The following is a 14,818-nucleotide window of genomic DNA, read 5'->3' on the forward strand; positions in this document are numbered from 1 at the left end:
TGAAGGGGGATTTCTAATGGCAGAACATGTTTTTGAACAATTGGTTTTTCATTTTCGTAATGGTGATGAATGGACGGTCCAGCATGATGAGCTGGCCGATGTCTGGATCAGCCGGGTAACCACCAGTTATGGGCGGATTCACGGCGGCCAGATTCAGGAAATTCATCCTTGCAAGAGCTTCAAGGTTGAAATTTTGCCGGAAGCCGATCATGTCAAATCAAGCGACATCAACACCGGTTCACTTGAAATGGGCATGTTTGGTCGCGCTACGAAATATCAGGACATTGAAAAAATGGACTTGGTATTCGATGCCGAAGCCAAAAAGCAGGTTCAAATTTACTTCCCGTTTAAGCAAAAAGATCCGAGTGGGCTTGATAATGAGTATCAAACCAGTAAGCTAGCCAAGAATGGTCATCTTTACATCGTTATCGATGCCCAACATACCGTGGACGACGAATACCCGCGGATTTAAGGCAGCAAACAGACAGGTCGACAAGTGAGTCGGCCTTTTCTTGTGCCTTGCTTCTTGCTAAGATGGACAACGATACAAGGGAAATGAGGGACAACATGCAGACGCTAACAGCAGAAGGCCTGAGCAAGGCATACGGTGACAAGCAATTATTCAAACAAATCGACTTTTTAATCAATGAAGGCGAACGCATCGGGTTGATCGGGGTGAACGGTACCGGAAAGACCACGCTGATTCGCGCCTTGGCTGGGCTGGAAGCATTAGACGCCGGCACGGTTAAAACGCCGAAGAATTATCGCATCAGCTACCTGGCCCAAGTACCTGATCTTGATCCTGAGCTGCCGATTATGGATGCCATTTATCGCGGCGATTCGCCGGTTTTTCAGGCTATTCGGCAGTATGAACGGGCATTGGCTGCCTACACCAAGGATCCGCTGAATCAGGCGAAAACCGATGCCTACACCAAAGCCGATGCCCGCATGACCCAAGAAGATGCTTGGTCGGCCGAAACCGACATTAAGACGATTCTGACACAGCTGCATATTGATGACTTGTCGGCTCGGGTCGGTAGCCTCTCCGGCGGGCAGCAAAAGCGGGTAGGACTGGCGCAGGTTTTAATTGAATCACCTGATCTCCTGTTGCTGGATGAGCCGACGAACCATCTTGACTTTGATTCTATCGCCTGGCTCGAAAAATATTTAAGTAATTATCGCGGCGCCTTACTCGTGGTCACCCACGATCGCTATTTTTTGGATCGCGTCACCAATCGCATTTTTGAGTTGGATCGCGGCCGACTTTTCCAGTACCAAGGCAACTATCAGGCATATGTCGCCAAAAAGGCTGATCAACTGGAGGCCGAAAAATCGGCTAACCACAAACAGGCCCAGCTTTATCGCCAGGAGCTTGCCTGGATGCACGCGGGCGCCCAGGCGCGGTCAACCAAGCAACAGGCGCGCATCAATCGATTCAAAGAATTGCAAGCGGCCAAAGACGATGCCCCCGCACCTGATCAGCAACTGGATCCAATTCAGATTGCTAGTGCGCGACTCGGCAAGAAAGTGATCGAAATGAACCACGCCAACCTGAGCTTCGGTCATCAGGTCGTATTAAACGATTTTAACTGGTTGGTTCAGCCGGGAACCCGAATCGGCATTACCGGGCAAAACGGTGCCGGTAAGTCAACCTTGCTCAACATTATCGCCGGCAGACAGAAGCTGGATAGCGGCACGATTTCGTTAGGAGAAACGGTTCAGTTAGGGTATTACACCCAGATGAATGCCGATCTCGATCCAAATAAACGGATCATTACCTATCTCCAGGAAGTTGGCGAAGAAGTCGTGCAGGCAGATGGTCAACGGGTATCGGTGACTCAGATGCTGGAGCAGTTTCTGTTTCCACGCAGTATGCACGGCACGTTAATCGGGCGACTTTCCGGCGGCGAAAAGCGGCGGCTGTATCTGTTGCAGGTGCTCATGCGGCAACCGAATGTTTTGCTTTTGGATGAACCGACGAACGATTTGGATATTGCGACGTTAACCGTTTTGGAAGATTATCTGGATCATTTTCCCGGCACCGTGATCACCGTATCGCATGATCGCTATTTTCTTGATAAAGTGGCCGATCAGCTGCTGATCTTCAATGGCAACGGCCAGATTGACCGCGCTGTGGGTGAATTTTCCGATTACCTGGCTAAGCAAGCCGCGCAACCGACGACGCCAAAAGCTAAGCCTGTCGCAACCAAACCGGCACCGGAAAAAGTTGCGCCGAAAGCGAAGTCGAAACTCACATACGCTGAAAAAATAGAGTATGATAAACTGCAACAAGAACTCGATGAACTCGACGAGCGCTTGGCCAAAGTAAAGGCGGAAATGGCCGATGTCAACGGCGAAGATTACGTTAAGTTAGGTGATCTTCAGGCAAAGATTGACAAAATCAACCAGACGATTGACAAAAAATTCGACCGGTTCGCCGAGCTGGATCAATATGTATGAGCAATAAACGATAGAAGGGGAAAGACGATGTTAGAGCAGCCATATCTCGATCTTGCAAAAAAAGTCCTCGATGAAGGACATTTCAAACCCGATCGCACCCACACCGGCACTTACAGTATTTTTGGACATCAAATGCGCTTTGATCTCAGCAAGGGATTTCCGTTGCTGACGACTAAAAAAGTGCCATTTGGTTTAATTAAAAGTGAACTGTTGTGGTTCTTGCGCGGCGACACCAACATTCGGTTCTTACTGCAACACAAAAACCATATCTGGGATGAATGGGCATTTGAAAAATGGGTCACCAGTCCGGAATATCACGGACCGGATATGACGGATTTTGGTCATCGCCGGGTAAAAGACCCCGAGTTTGCAAAAGTTTATCAGGAAGAAATGGCTAAGTTCGACGAAAAGGTTTTGAACGATGATGCCTTCGCTGCGAAATATGGCGATCTCGGGTTGGTTTATGGGTCCCAATGGCGTGCCTGGCGCACCAGTACCGGCCAAACCATCGACCAGCTAGGGGATGTTATCGAGCAGATCAAGACGCACCCATACTCGCGGCGCTTGATCGTGTCAGCTTGGAATCCCGAAGATGTTCCGACCATGGCCTTGCCACCTTGCCATACGCTTTATCAGTTTTATGTCAATGACGGCAAGTTGTCCTTGCAACTTTACCAGCGGTCCGGGGATATTTTTCTGGGTGTACCGTTTAACATTGCGTCTTATGCATTACTGACGCATTTAGTCGCGCATCAATGCGGGCTAAAAGTCGGCGAGTTCGTTCATACATTCGGGGATGCCCATCTCTATGTCAATCACATTGACCAGATCAAAGAGCAACTGACACGCACCCCACGTCCGGCACCAAAATTGGTTTTGAATCCGGACAAGCACGATATTTTTGATTTTGAGATGAAAGATATTAAATTGCTGAACTATGATCCATACCCGACCATCAAGGCGCCAGTTGCGGTTTGACGGGCTTGTCAGGGGACTCATTAATGCGGCCCGTGGTATGATCAATTAAATCATTGATGGCAAAAATGTTTATCCAACGACTTGGAGATTTTTCAACGATCAAGGGGGAGTTTCATATGACCGAATTTTTATGGGCACAGGATCGCAATGGCATTATCGGCAAGGATGGCCACTTGCCTTGGCATCTGCCAGACGATTTGCATTATTTTCGGGCACAAACGGTGGGCAAAATCATGGTTGTGGGTCGGCGTACCTACGAAAGCTTTCCTAAGCGGCCGCTGCCTGAGCGCACGAATGTTGTCTTGACCCATCAAGCCGATTATCAGGCGCCGGGGGCTGTGGTGCTGCATGATGTCCCCGAGGTCTTCGCTTACGCCAAGCAGCACCCTGACCAAGATCTCGTTATCGCAGGCGGCGCACAAATCTTTACAGCCTTTAAAGATGACGTTGATACTTTGCTGGTCACGCGATTAGCCGGAAGCTTTGATGGCGATACGAAAATGATCCCGTTAGACTGGGATGCCTTCACCAAAGTATCCAGCCGCACTGTTGAAGATGCCAATCCAGATTTGACGCACACGTATGAAGTTTGGAAAAAGAAAGCTTAAGGCTCTACCTTTGTATGTTTTAGTATTTGCCAGCAAAGCCTGCCTGTGACAAAAACCCAGCGGCAATAGCCACGAAAAAACGTCTCTCCAGTCATGTGAAGAGACGTTTTTTCGTGGCTATTTTACGTTTACAGGTAAAAGTAAATCGACAAGTACATACACAAGCTGCCAAGGATGACGAAGAGATGCCAGATAACGTGAATGTATGGGATGCCTTTTTGCAAGTAGAGCATGGCACCACCAGTGTAAGCTAGGCCGCCAGCCACTAATAAGCTGAATCCGACCGGGCCCAGGTGATGCCATAGCGGAACCATGCCGATCACGCAGAGCCAACCTAACACCACATAAATCATGGTTTCCAAATGTTTGAAGCGATTCAGGAAAAAGAGCTTATAGCCAATTCCCCCGAGGCATAAAGTCCAAATGGCGATTAAAAGACCGGTACCGAGTTTGCCGCCAATGGCCACCAAGCAATACGGCAGGTAGGAACCGGCGATTAAAATGAAGACGCCGGAGTGATCCAGTACCTGCAAAACATGGCGGGCCTTGCTAAAATAGAAACCATGAAAGGCAGTTGAAGCAGTGTAGAGCAACATCAGCGAAACACCGAACCCGATAAGGCTGAATAATTCGACCTGACTACCACTGTTGATTCCCTTAACGCCTAACATGACGGTTCCCATCACAGCCAAGCCGAGTGCGAACGCATGGGTGATGGCACTAAACATTTCATTGTTAAATTCATAATGGCTTGATTTTGACACGCGCATTGCCAACCTCCTTGAAGACAGCCGTGTAAATTTTGAATGCGACTGTCGCTGCTACATATCAAATTCTACCATGTTACGGTTTACAAAACAACACAATGTAGTTATGATAACTAGGTAATGTATACTGACATTGGTTAGGGAGTTTGCTATAATTATGACGGTAGACGAACCTAACAGAAAGCGTGGCTCAGACATGGCAAATATCAAGATCGTCACGGATTCCTCCGTTCAACTGACTCCAGAAGAGATCAGCAAGTACCATATTACGGTTGTTCCGTTGACTATTATGATTGACAATACGGTTTACATTGACGGTGAAACGATCACCCGCGAAGACTTTATGGATGAAATGGCAGCGGCGCATAATCTGCCAAAGACATCCCAGCCGGCAATCGGCACTTTTACGGATGTTTTCGATAAGTTGACTGCCGATGGGAGCCAGGTGTTGGCGATTCATATGACGGAAACGCTTAGTGGCACCGTTAACTCAGCACGGCAGGCCGCGCAACTTGCAAAGGGCAAAGTGACGGTCGTTGATTCGTTATCGACGGATCGCGGGCTGGCCTTTCAGGTTTTGGCAGCTGCGGAAATGGCAGAGGCCGGTAAGGATCTGCAAACGATTCTTGATAAAATCAAGCAAATCCGCGACAACACAACATTGGTTTTAGGGGTCACGAGTTTGGATAACTTGGTTAAAGGTGGACGGATTAGTCGCGTTTCCGGTTTGATTTCGTCATTCTTGAATATTAAAGTTGTTTTGCAGTTGAAAGATGGCGAGTTGTCAGCGCTACGCAAAGGCCGCGGCATGAAGACCATCAATAACTTTATCACTGAAACAATCAGTCAAATGGCCAAAATGCCGAATATAAAAAGTGTTGGCATTTCAACGGCGGGTGCAACCGAGTTAGGTGAAGACGTTGGCAAGCGCATTGCGGAAGTCTTACCAAGCGTCCCGGTTCTGGTGCGGCCAACCGATCCGGTCATCGCAACCCACACCGGTCCCGGCGCCCTTGCGATCATTTATTACGTTGATTAAATTTTATATAAACTTCGATCGGCCGGCGCGGAGGCGTTGGCCTTTTTTGTTTGAGCGCGAGCAGGAGCGCTTAGAAATCGGAGTGTAAGTGGCCTCAGCCCTAAATGGCTGGGTTTTGGCCATTTAGGTCTGAGGTCCTTACACGGAGATTTCTGCGACTGCGAGCGCGTTATAGAATGCGTAAGTCAATTTGAATATTGCCAGCAATAGAACGCCGCCATCCTTAACACAGCTCAGGCTATTGCGACCAAGGTCCTTATGTGGAGGTTTCTGGGCTGGTGAACGCGTTATAGAACGCGAAAGCCCGCTACACTTTTGCCCGCAATAGAACACCTCTGACTTAACCCAACTAACAAAACCAGCAAACCAACTGGTATCGATACCATAAAAATACATCAAAAAGCATTCACCTTTGTTTATTCACCCGCGGTCAAGTACAATAATCTATTATGACTAACAACACATGCGTTCATGGGGGGCAATATGGCTAAATTAAAAAATATTTTTATAGCTTGTAGCGTCGTGCTGGTTGCCTGCCTGCTGGCGTTTGGCGGGTGGCAGCTGTTTGGACCAGCAACTAGCCCAAGTGAGGTTAAAGTCGCCTCGAGCACGCCTAAGCAAATCCAACTGACGGCGGTTGGCGATTCGTTAACTTATGGTGTCGGCGACGCAACCAATAATGGCGGGTATGTCGGGTTAACGAAAAGCGATTTAGAGGCAACCGGCCAGTATCAGGTTACGACGAAAAATTACGGGGTCAGCGGCGACACCAGCACGCAAATTCTCAACCGCATCAACAAACAGGCCAAGATCCGTACTGACCTGAAACGCGTCAATATCATTACCATGACTGCCGGCGGAAATGATTTAATGCATGTCCTCCAAAAGCACTTTTTGACGTTGTCCGAAAAGCAAATCACGGCAGGCAGTGCTGCGTTTCAAAAACGCTTGACGACGCTGCTTACCACGATTCGCAAGGAAAACCCATCTGCGCCGATTTACGTTTTTGGCATTTACAATCCATTTTACGTTTATTTTCCAAAAATGACGGCGATGACCAACAGCGTCACTGCCTGGAATCAAGCGACTCAAAAAACATTACAACAGTTTAAACACGTTTACTACGTTGATATTGACAGCGTTTTGTCGAGCGGGGACACAGCAGCAAACAAGGCTTCGGCTAAAGAAGCGCTCAAAGAAGCAACTTCCGGCGAAGGTAATCCGCTTATTTTCTCTCAGGATCATTTTCATCCCAATAATGCTGGTTATGCGCAGATGACGAAGCAGCTTATGAAACAAATACAGGCAACGAAGAAAGAGTGGGAGTAGGTAGGATGGAAGCAAAGAAACGATCACGTCAGCGAAACACGCCGCAGCCCAAAAAAATCAGAACCGGGATTAACTGGTGGAAATGGTTATTGCTTGTGCTGGTCGGGTTACTGCTGGGAACCGGTATCTGGTTCACGAAGACAATTTTGACACCGGTGAACATCAACACAACCGCTAAAACCGCCACGGCCACGAATGAACCGGTTTTCACCGTGAAGCTCACCAAAGCCAGTGCCAATCGCATCATGGCCCACTATTTAAAAAATTATCTGCGTGACAGCAACGTCAAATATGCGGTGACGCTGGGTACGAACGAGGCTGCGTTAAGCGGTAAGTTCAAATTCCTTGGCAATTCCGTTAAATTTCAGTTAACGTTCGATCCATTGGTTCTGAAAAATGGCGACGTGCTGCTCAAAGCGAAGGATCTGAATGTCGGTGCGTTACCGGTGCCGATTAGTTTTGTCATGAGTTATATCGGTAATAGTTATAAAATCCCGCGTTGGGTAAGTCTGAATAGTAAGGCCGGAACTGTTGTGCTAAAATTGAGCCAATTTAAACTTCAAAATGGGATGACACTAAAGGCCACCAAATTGGATCTCACCAATGATGATCTTGAATTTGCGGTTTATCTGCCTGATGAGCCGTAACCATTAGAAAGAGGCTGATGAAACATGAAAAAAGAAACTGCTATTTTTGCCGGCGGGTGTTTTTGGTGCATGGTTGAACCGTTCGAGGAACAACCTGGCATTTTAAATGTGGTTTCCGGTTATACCGGTGGGCATGTGCCTAATCCAACTTATGAACAGGTATCTTCGCATACGACCGGCCATACCGAAGCCGTTGAGATCACTTTTGATGCAGACGTTATTGATTACCCGACATTGCTGGGGATCTATTGGCAACAAACCGACCCGACCGATGCCATGGGACAGTTTCAGGATCGTGGCGACAATTATCGGCCGGTTATTTTCGTGAAAGACGAAGCGCAACGCAAAGCCGCTGAAGCGTCGAAGGCGGCGTTAGAAGCCAGCGGACGCTTCACCGACCCAATTGTGACGCAGATTGAACCGGCCAAGCCGTTTTATCCGGCCGAACCGGAGCATCAGCAATTTTATGCCAAAAATCCGCGGCGGTACGCAATGGAACATGCACAACGCCAAGCTTTTATTGACAAAAACTGGAAGGACTAATCATGCATCGGACTTTTTACGAATATCTCATGACATTGCGCAATCCCAATGACCATGGGGAAATTGCCGAGTTTGCCAAGAACGCTTTTCTGGATCAAAGTTTTCCGAAACAGGAGAAAGATTACCATCGGCTAAGTGATTACCTGGAATTAAACGGTAATTATCTGCCGACAATGGCGATTTTTGATGAAACGTACCACGACTATCTGGCCAGCGAAAGCACAGGAGGCGATTCCAATCAATAAACACAAGGTTCCACTGTGGGCGGTCATTTTGATCTTTGTAGTTGCGCTTGGCGGCGGTGCAGCAGGCGGCTATGCCTTGTCGTATCAGCAGGCCCAACAAAGCGTGCTGAAAACCGGCGTTCCTAAGGCATTGGCACCTGTCGTTTCCGCGTACGAAACAGTCACCAACAATTACTACAAAAAGGTGAACACGACCAAGCTGACAGACGGGGCGATCAAGGGGATGTTGGGGACGCTTGACGATCCGTACTCGGTCTATCTGCAAAACAATGACAAAACCGACCTTGACGACACCATCTCTGCTTCGTTTGGGGGGATTGGCGCCACGATTCAACAAAATCATGACAGTTTGTCGATTGCCAGCATTTTGCCAGGCACGCCCGCCAAAAAAGCAGGCATGCAGGTAGGTGACGTTCTGCTCAAAGTTGACGGGAAAGATGTCTCCAAAAAGACCGTCTCGCAAGCGGTCGACAAGATTCGCGGTAAAATCGGAACGACTGTTGCAGTGACGGTCAAGCGCGGCAACAAGCAGGCAACATTTTCCATGAAGCGCAAGAAGATTACGGTTGATACCGTGACTGGCAAGCTTGCGCCGGAAAACAAGCAGGTTGGTGTCATCACGATCTCCACCTTCAGCGAACCGACTGTGAAGCAATTCAAAGCAACCGTTAAGAAATTGCGCAAAGAAGGCGCGAAGTCGTTTGTACTCGACCTGCGCCAAAATCCTGGCGGCATGATGACAACTGCTTTGTCGATCAGCTCGATGTTTTCCAAGAACGGGCAAACCGTGATGCAAATCGAAGACCGTAACGGCGCCAAAGAGGTCTACAAAGCTGGCAAGAAGCTTGATGGCGGCTTTAAGATCACTGAGAAAACCGCGGTGCTGATTGATGGCAATTCAGCTTCGGCCAGCGAAATCACGGCGGCTGCATTGCACCAAAACCGCAATATTCCGTTAGTCGGTGAGAAGAGTTTTGGTAAAGGCACCGTTCAAAATGTCGGCGAAATGGGCAGTAACAAAGAGCTCAAACTGACCGTTGCCAAATGGCTCACACCAGACGGCACCTGGATCAACCACAAGGGCTTAACCCCCGATGTGAAGGTTGACTATCCGGCTGCGGCCAAAATCACGTTGATTAATGCGACCCAGCTCAAGCCCGGAGACAAGGGTAGCGATGTGAAATCCCTGCAGCAAATGTTGACGGCTTTGAAAGTTGGTTCTGTTAACGTTAACGGCCAATACGACGATGCGACTCAAGCTGCCGTCAAATCCTTCCAGCAAGCCAACAAACTCGACGCAACCGGCACAGCCGATCAGGAAACCTTGGCAGCTCTTGCCCAGAAGTTGAGTGATCAGCTGACGAAAGATGATCCGATGGTGAAAGCCGCGGTGCAGGAAGTCACGAAGTAAATTAGATTGAAGTTGTTTAGATGCGCGCATGCCTTGATTGGGTGTGCGCTTTTCTGTAAGGTTAAGGAAATAATCGGAGGAGTTGAACAACATTGATTGAATTAGAAGGATTTGCTGTCCATCCCGACAAAATTGCGCGTGCCCAAGAATGGATGGCTTTCTTGAAAAGCCATCAGGAGGCTGTCAATGCAACCTTAGTGCCTGAACACATCACCGTTGAGCGAATCTTTTCGCTTACGTTTAATAATCGGATGTATCTGTGCTGGTATTCTGAACAAACAGCGCCTAGTCCGGACGTTGCAGAAAGTGCCAATCCGATTGATAAGGTTCATGTCGCTTTTTGGCGTGAATGTATTGATGAATCGGTTCCAAGCTTGAAGTTCCGGCTGGAAAATGAATTTGTTAATCCGAACCTGATAGGTAACTGAATAGCTTTGGGGTTTATCATATTTTTAAAGAACTTTGTTTATGGTGAAGAGACAACTCGCTGCCACGAAGAGTACCAAGGGGAGAGAAAGACAGATGGATCAGCAGGAAACCTTTGCCAACAAAGTATTGGCATTTAGTGAAAGCCTCAAGCAAGTCTCAATTGATTTGCCCAGAAACTATCGTATAGTCAATCCTTTTAGCGGTGCTCAAAAAAATGCCGTCAATGAGACAATGACGACATTTTATAAAAAGTATTTTAATGACACCAAGCCTCGGCGGTTGATACTTGGAAGTTCACCTGCACGCCGAGGAACAGCGATAACCGGCGTGCCTTTTGAAGATGAAGATGAGCTTAAAAAGGAGACCGGTATTACAATTAATGAATTTCGAGTTAATCGAGGCTCATCAAGCTTCTTATACGACGTTATGGACAAGTACGGTGGTAAGGATAAATTTTACAAAGACTTTTTCCTAAGTTTTGTATGCCCGCTAGGATTGATCAAAATAAATGAAAAGGGCAATGAGGTCAATTGCAACTATTATGAGAACAGACGCCTTCAGCAAAAGCTGTCACCACTTAATGTGCATTCACTGCGATCCCAGATTAAATTTGGAGTGAACACGGAAGTTTGCTATTGCATTGGAAGTGGCGAAAACTATAAAGCATTAAATGAAATTAATCAGACAGAGCACTTCTTTAAATCAATTGTCCCACTTGAACACCCACGCTATATTATGCAATATAATTTCAAAAACAAGGACTTTTATGTGGAAAAATACATTTCAGCATTAAGCAGAACCTGACGACACAAGCGTTATGGCTATTCGACGATTTGGACAAGCTTTTAGGAAAAAAGAGCCATCTTTTACTATGGAGTGAAGTAAACTCTTTTTTATCTGAACCGCACTAAACTTAGGCTCAAAGTCTATGCTATATCTAAGTGGTTTGCTATACTAACGATAAGCTAGCATCACAAGGGTAGCTCCCGAAAGAGATCTAGCCCAGCAGTTTTGCAGGACACCACCCCTTAACTATTTATCTGAAGGCGGAGGTGAGGTCAATGCAAAATCGGAGTAACTGGAGAGTTCGCGATGATTAATTTTGCCATTGCTGTCTGGATCTTGTCCAAGGCGTATCTCAATTACGCCGAGGATCGCCAGATACTAAAAAAGCCAGCTCGTAAGAACTAGCTTTACCTCAGTCTTGTGAACTACGCTTGAGGCCATCGAGGGGCAACTCGATGGCCTCTATTCAACTATAGAAATTGTATCATGGAATTCACTGGTTGTAAAAAATATTGGGAATAATTTGATTTGAGTGATGCAGTGTTTTGAATCGTATTGGCAGTACTTGTTTTCTCGTGTAACATAAGCATCGGTAACTTTCAAAATCAAACTTTAAACAAGCGCGCATTTTAGAATCAAGTTAGCCACTGTCTCAAAATTTTTTGGACAATAAAAAACATCAAGAACAGATATCCTGTATCATTGAAGTTCCTACCCAAACAATGGAAGAGGATATTGTCTTGATGCAGAAACAGGATAGCACACACCGCCAAAAAGGTCAGCACTTAACATCACTCGAGCGCGGAAAAGTGGCCGGATTCCGCCAAGCTGGGAAGTCCAATCGTTGGATTGCTGCTGAAATTGGCGTCTGCCCGCAGACCATTAATAATGAAATCAAGCGAGGTACAGTAGATCAGGTCAAGAAGAGTAATGGCAAGCGCGTCTACCATCGACAATACCTGCCAGAGGCTGCTCAGGCACGTTACGAGACTGCACGCTTGAGCTGCCATCGTCCTGACAAGTTCGCCAGCGTACAGGTCTTCTTAGCCTGGTACGTACAGCGAGCTAAGCAGGACAAATGGTCGCCGGATGCTTCAATCGGCTATGCCAAGCGACACAAGCTGTTTACTCCTGAAGAGCTTGTTTGTGCCTCGACTTTGTACCAGTACATTGACGACCAACGCCTAGAGATTCGAAATATCGACCTGTTGGAGAAGACTAAGCGGAAGACCTCTCACCAGCACCACACCAAGGCTAAGCGCCTGGCTGGCCGCAGTATCGAGGAACGGCCTAAGGTCGTTGAACGACGCAGGCAGTTCGGTCACTGGGAGATGGATACCATTGTCGGTAAACGCAATGGCAAGAAGAGCGTCATCTTGACTCTGATTGAGCGCAAGACCCGTTGCCAACTTCTCCGCTTGATCGAAGGACGAGATGCAGACTCTGTGAGCTATGCATTGCGTGGAATCAAGCGCGAATGGGGAGCTTGCATCAAGACCATCACAGCCGACAACGGACCCGAGTTCACCGCCTTAAATACTGCTTTTGCTGGGACGGAAACTGAGATCTTCTACGCCCATCCTTACACGTCCTGCGACCGTGGCACCAACGAGGCACATAACCGGATGATCCGCCAGGACTTCCCTAAGGGCATGTCCCTAGATGACATTAGCCCTAGTCAAGTGCAGGCCACGCAAGACCGCTTGAATCAGTTGCCTCGCAAACAACAGGGCTACTGCACACCCCAGCAAAACTTTGAGGCCGAAGCTCGGCGCGTTCGCCGCATGGCCCAGTAGTCTCTCTAGCGCCACAACTTCTATTTGATAACGGCCTGTTCTGGGATTGTCCTCAACGACTGGCTAACTTGTTCTTGCAATTTACGAACTTTAAACAAGCTTTATATAACTCAGATATAAACAAGTATTTTGCCCATAAGGAGTCTGAAAATTTTGGCAATTCAATGGTTCCCGGGCCACATGGCGAAGGCCCGTAAACAGGTACAGGAAAAAATTAAACAAGTCGATCTCATTCTTGAGGTTGTTGACGCGCGTACACCTGAATCATCGCGCAACCCAATGTTAGATGAAATAATTGGCGAAAAGCCGCGCATGATGATCCTCAATAAGCAAGATTTGGCGGATCCGACCCTGACACGAGAATGGGTGCAATACTATCAAGATCAAGGTTTTGCCGCGATTGCGATTGATGCGCAACATGCAAAACGGCTGCAGCAAATTCCGCAGTTGGCCACTAAATTGATGGCGGAGAAAATTGCCCGAAAGAAGGCGCGGGGGATTCGCAATCCCATGATTAAGGCGATGTGTATTGGTATCCCTAACGTCGGCAAGTCGACGGTACTGAATCGGCTGGTTCACTGTAATATTGCGGTAACTGGTAACAAGCCCAGTGTGACCAAGAATCAACAGTGGTTAAAGGCGAGTGATAATTTTCAGTTGCTGGATACCCCTGGGATTTTGTGGCCCAAGTTTGCCTCGCAGACGATCGGGATGCGTCTGGCGTTTACCGGTGCGATTGCCGACGCGGTATTCCAAGAAGATGTGGTCGGTTTATATGGCTTAACTTATTTTATGGCACATTATCCGGACGCCCTGAAAAAAGCTTACCATCTCACTGATCCGGACTTGCAAGCAGCACCGCACGACTTGCTGGTGAAGCTGACAAAAACGCAGGGATTCGGAGAGGAATTCAATCGAATGGCGGAACGGCTGATTTTCGATGCACGGCAGGGAAAATTAGGCCGCTTCACCTTGGAAAAGCCTGGTGAGACCGATGCCGATACTGAGTGAGTATAAGGCGCTTTTGCAAGCAGATCATGTCGATCCCGCGATCTTAACGGCGCTCAAAAATGATAGTCGCATTGGTGCGGGCAAATTACTGGCGGCTTATCAACGGCGTGAGGACCATCGCGCTGCCGAGGCGGTGGCACTGAAATATCGCAGCAGGTATGAGTGCCAGTTATGGGGAACGTACCAGTATGTTGCTGGGTTAGACGAAGTAGGGCGGGGACCGCTGGCTGGCCCAGTTGTGACGGCGGCGGTCATCCTGCCGCATCATTTTCGATGGCCAGTGAATGATTCGAAGCAACTAACAGCACATGAACGCAACGTGTTGTACCCGCACATTTTGACGGAGGCCATCGCGGTTGGCATTGGCGTCGCTGACAATCGCGAAATTGATCGGGAGAATATTTACCACGCGACTGAACTTGCGATGGCAAAGGCGGTGAGTCATTTACGCGTTGCGCCGGAGTTTTTGCTGGTAGACGCGATGCATGTGCCGGTCGATTTGCCACAAGAACGGTTGATAAAAGGCGACGCAAATAGTATTAGCATCGCCTCGGCTAGTATTGTTGCGAAAGTGATTCGGGATCGGCTGATGGTGATGTACGATCAAGTTTATCCTGGTTATGATTTTAAACACAACATGGGTTACGGTACGAAAGCACACTTAGCAGGTCTGGCTGCTCATGGCGTCACGCCGATTCATCGGCGAAGTTTTGGGCCAGTGCGTGATTGTTTAAACTCCTAAGGTGTGATTGTCGTTAAGCCGCGTAAT

16 protein-coding genes are annotated in these 14,818 nt (G+C 47.9%); 15 read left to right on the plus strand and 1 reads right to left on the minus strand.

The genetic code is table 11. The features are described 5' to 3' along the window. Positions 1-16 precede the first annotated feature (16 nt). The 4 genes from LBCZ_RS06460 to LBCZ_RS06475 all read left to right on the plus strand — a co-directional run bounded on the left by LBCZ_RS06460 (position 17) and on the right by LBCZ_RS06475 (position 4,046). Positions 17-472: a hypothetical protein gene (locus tag LBCZ_RS06460; RefSeq protein WP_025013426.1), complete on the plus strand. Its 456-nt coding sequence runs from the start codon at positions 17-19 to the stop codon at positions 470-472. A gap of 95 nt (positions 473-567) precedes the next feature. Beyond that, positions 568-2,460, plus strand: coding sequence for an ABC-F family ATP-binding cassette domain-containing protein (locus LBCZ_RS06465; RefSeq protein ID WP_025013425.1), 1,893 nt, complete (start codon positions 568-570; stop codon positions 2,458-2,460). 27 nt (positions 2,461-2,487) lie between these two features. Beyond that, entirely contained in the window at positions 2,488-3,438 is a 951-nt protein-coding gene (locus LBCZ_RS06470; RefSeq protein WP_025013424.1) for a thymidylate synthase, read from the plus strand. A gap of 116 nt (positions 3,439-3,554) precedes the next feature. Next, entirely contained in the window at positions 3,555-4,046 is a 492-nt protein-coding gene (locus LBCZ_RS06475) for a dihydrofolate reductase (protein WP_025013423.1), read from the plus strand. A gap of 128 nt (positions 4,047-4,174) precedes the next feature. Here LBCZ_RS06475 and trhA read toward each other — a convergent pair whose 3' ends face one another. Beyond that, positions 4,175-4,816, minus strand: a complete 642-nt coding sequence (trhA, locus tag LBCZ_RS06480; RefSeq protein WP_025013422.1) for a PAQR family membrane homeostasis protein TrhA — start codon at positions 4,814-4,816, stop codon at positions 4,175-4,177. 193 nt (positions 4,817-5,009) lie between these two features. Between trhA and LBCZ_RS06485 the strand changes: the two genes are divergently transcribed. From LBCZ_RS06485 to LBCZ_RS06535, 11 genes are all read left to right on the plus strand, one after another. Continuing rightward, positions 5,010-5,852: a DegV family protein gene (locus LBCZ_RS06485; protein WP_025013421.1), complete on the plus strand. Its 843-nt coding sequence runs from the start codon at positions 5,010-5,012 to the stop codon at positions 5,850-5,852. Positions 5,853-6,335: 483 nt separating this feature from the next. Next, positions 6,336-7,181 carry an SGNH/GDSL hydrolase family protein gene (locus tag LBCZ_RS06490; RefSeq protein WP_025013420.1) on the plus strand — a complete coding sequence of 282 codons (846 nt, stop codon included), beginning with the start codon at positions 6,336-6,338 and terminating at the stop codon, positions 7,179-7,181. A gap of 5 nt (positions 7,182-7,186) precedes the next feature. Then, positions 7,187-7,828, plus strand: coding sequence for a YpmS family protein (locus LBCZ_RS06495; RefSeq protein WP_025013419.1), 642 nt, complete (start codon positions 7,187-7,189; stop codon positions 7,826-7,828). Positions 7,829-7,852: 24 nt separating this feature from the next. Next, entirely contained in the window at positions 7,853-8,371 is a 519-nt protein-coding gene (msrA, locus tag LBCZ_RS06500; protein ID WP_025013418.1) for a peptide-methionine (S)-S-oxide reductase MsrA, read from the plus strand. Positions 8,372-8,373: 2 nt separating this feature from the next. Next, entirely contained in the window at positions 8,374-8,616 is a 243-nt protein-coding gene (locus LBCZ_RS06505) for a YozE family protein (RefSeq protein WP_010488395.1), read from the plus strand. Further along, on the plus strand, positions 8,558-10,027 hold the full coding sequence (locus tag LBCZ_RS06510; protein ID WP_225435445.1) for a S41 family peptidase: 1,470 nt from the start codon (positions 8,558-8,560) through the stop codon (positions 10,025-10,027). The genes LBCZ_RS06505 and LBCZ_RS06510 overlap by 59 nt, the downstream gene beginning before the upstream one ends. A 92-nt stretch (positions 10,028-10,119) precedes the next feature. Beyond that, positions 10,120-10,455, plus strand: coding sequence for a DUF6176 family protein (locus tag LBCZ_RS06515; RefSeq protein WP_025013416.1), 336 nt, complete (start codon positions 10,120-10,122; stop codon positions 10,453-10,455). A gap of 94 nt (positions 10,456-10,549) precedes the next feature. Continuing rightward, positions 10,550-11,260 carry a uracil-DNA glycosylase family protein gene (locus tag LBCZ_RS06520; RefSeq protein ID WP_025013415.1) on the plus strand — a complete coding sequence of 237 codons (711 nt, stop codon included), beginning with the start codon at positions 10,550-10,552 and terminating at the stop codon, positions 11,258-11,260. Positions 11,261-11,985: 725 nt separating this feature from the next. Continuing rightward, positions 11,986-13,038, plus strand: coding sequence for an IS30 family transposase (locus LBCZ_RS06525; protein ID WP_041084718.1), 1,053 nt, complete (start codon positions 11,986-11,988; stop codon positions 13,036-13,038). A 150-nt stretch (positions 13,039-13,188) separates the two neighbouring features. Continuing rightward, entirely contained in the window at positions 13,189-14,049 is an 861-nt protein-coding gene (ylqF, locus tag LBCZ_RS06530; RefSeq protein WP_107750372.1) for a ribosome biogenesis GTPase YlqF, read from the plus strand. Next, entirely contained in the window at positions 14,033-14,791 is a 759-nt protein-coding gene (locus tag LBCZ_RS06535) for a ribonuclease HII (RefSeq protein ID WP_025013519.1), read from the plus strand. The genes ylqF and LBCZ_RS06535 overlap by 17 nt, the downstream gene beginning before the upstream one ends. The last annotated feature ends 27 nt before the right edge of the window (positions 14,792-14,818 follow it).

It is taken from the genome of Lacticaseibacillus casei DSM 20011 = JCM 1134 = ATCC 393 (genome assembly GCF_000829055.1).
Taxonomy (GTDB): Bacteria; Bacillota; Bacilli; order Lactobacillales; family Lactobacillaceae; genus Lacticaseibacillus; species Lacticaseibacillus casei.

Excerpts from the sequence above, each read along its gene's own strand:
- LBCZ_RS06495 (WP_025013419.1), top strand. The coding sequence starts at position 7,187 with ATGGAAGCAAAGAAACGATCACGTCAGCGAAACACGCCGCAGCCCAAA.
- LBCZ_RS06460 (WP_025013426.1), top strand. The coding sequence starts at position 17 with ATGGCAGAACATGTTTTTGAACAATTGGTTTTTCATTTTCGTAATGGT.
- LBCZ_RS06520 (WP_025013415.1), top strand. The coding sequence starts at position 10,550 with ATGGATCAGCAGGAAACCTTTGCCAACAAAGTATTGGCATTTAGTGAA.
- msrA (WP_025013418.1), top strand. The coding sequence starts at position 7,853 with ATGAAAAAAGAAACTGCTATTTTTGCCGGCGGGTGTTTTTGGTGCATG.
- LBCZ_RS06525 (WP_041084718.1), top strand. The coding sequence starts at position 11,986 with ATGCAGAAACAGGATAGCACACACCGCCAAAAAGGTCAGCACTTAACA.
- LBCZ_RS06505 (WP_010488395.1), top strand. The coding sequence starts at position 8,374 with ATGCATCGGACTTTTTACGAATATCTCATGACATTGCGCAATCCCAAT.
- LBCZ_RS06475 (WP_025013423.1), top strand. The coding sequence starts at position 3,555 with ATGACCGAATTTTTATGGGCACAGGATCGCAATGGCATTATCGGCAAG.
- LBCZ_RS06510 (WP_225435445.1), top strand. The coding sequence starts at position 8,558 with ATGAAACGTACCACGACTATCTGGCCAGCGAAAGCACAGGAGGCGATT.
- LBCZ_RS06465 (WP_025013425.1), top strand. The coding sequence starts at position 568 with ATGCAGACGCTAACAGCAGAAGGCCTGAGCAAGGCATACGGTGACAAG.
- LBCZ_RS06490 (WP_025013420.1), top strand. The coding sequence starts at position 6,336 with ATGGCTAAATTAAAAAATATTTTTATAGCTTGTAGCGTCGTGCTGGTT.
- LBCZ_RS06535 (WP_025013519.1), top strand. The coding sequence starts at position 14,033 with ATGCCGATACTGAGTGAGTATAAGGCGCTTTTGCAAGCAGATCATGTC.
- LBCZ_RS06485 (WP_025013421.1), top strand. The coding sequence starts at position 5,010 with ATGGCAAATATCAAGATCGTCACGGATTCCTCCGTTCAACTGACTCCA.
- trhA (WP_025013422.1), bottom strand. The coding sequence starts at position 4,816 with ATGCGCGTGTCAAAATCAAGCCATTATGAATTTAACAATGAAATGTTT.
- LBCZ_RS06470 (WP_025013424.1), top strand. The coding sequence starts at position 2,488 with ATGTTAGAGCAGCCATATCTCGATCTTGCAAAAAAAGTCCTCGATGAA.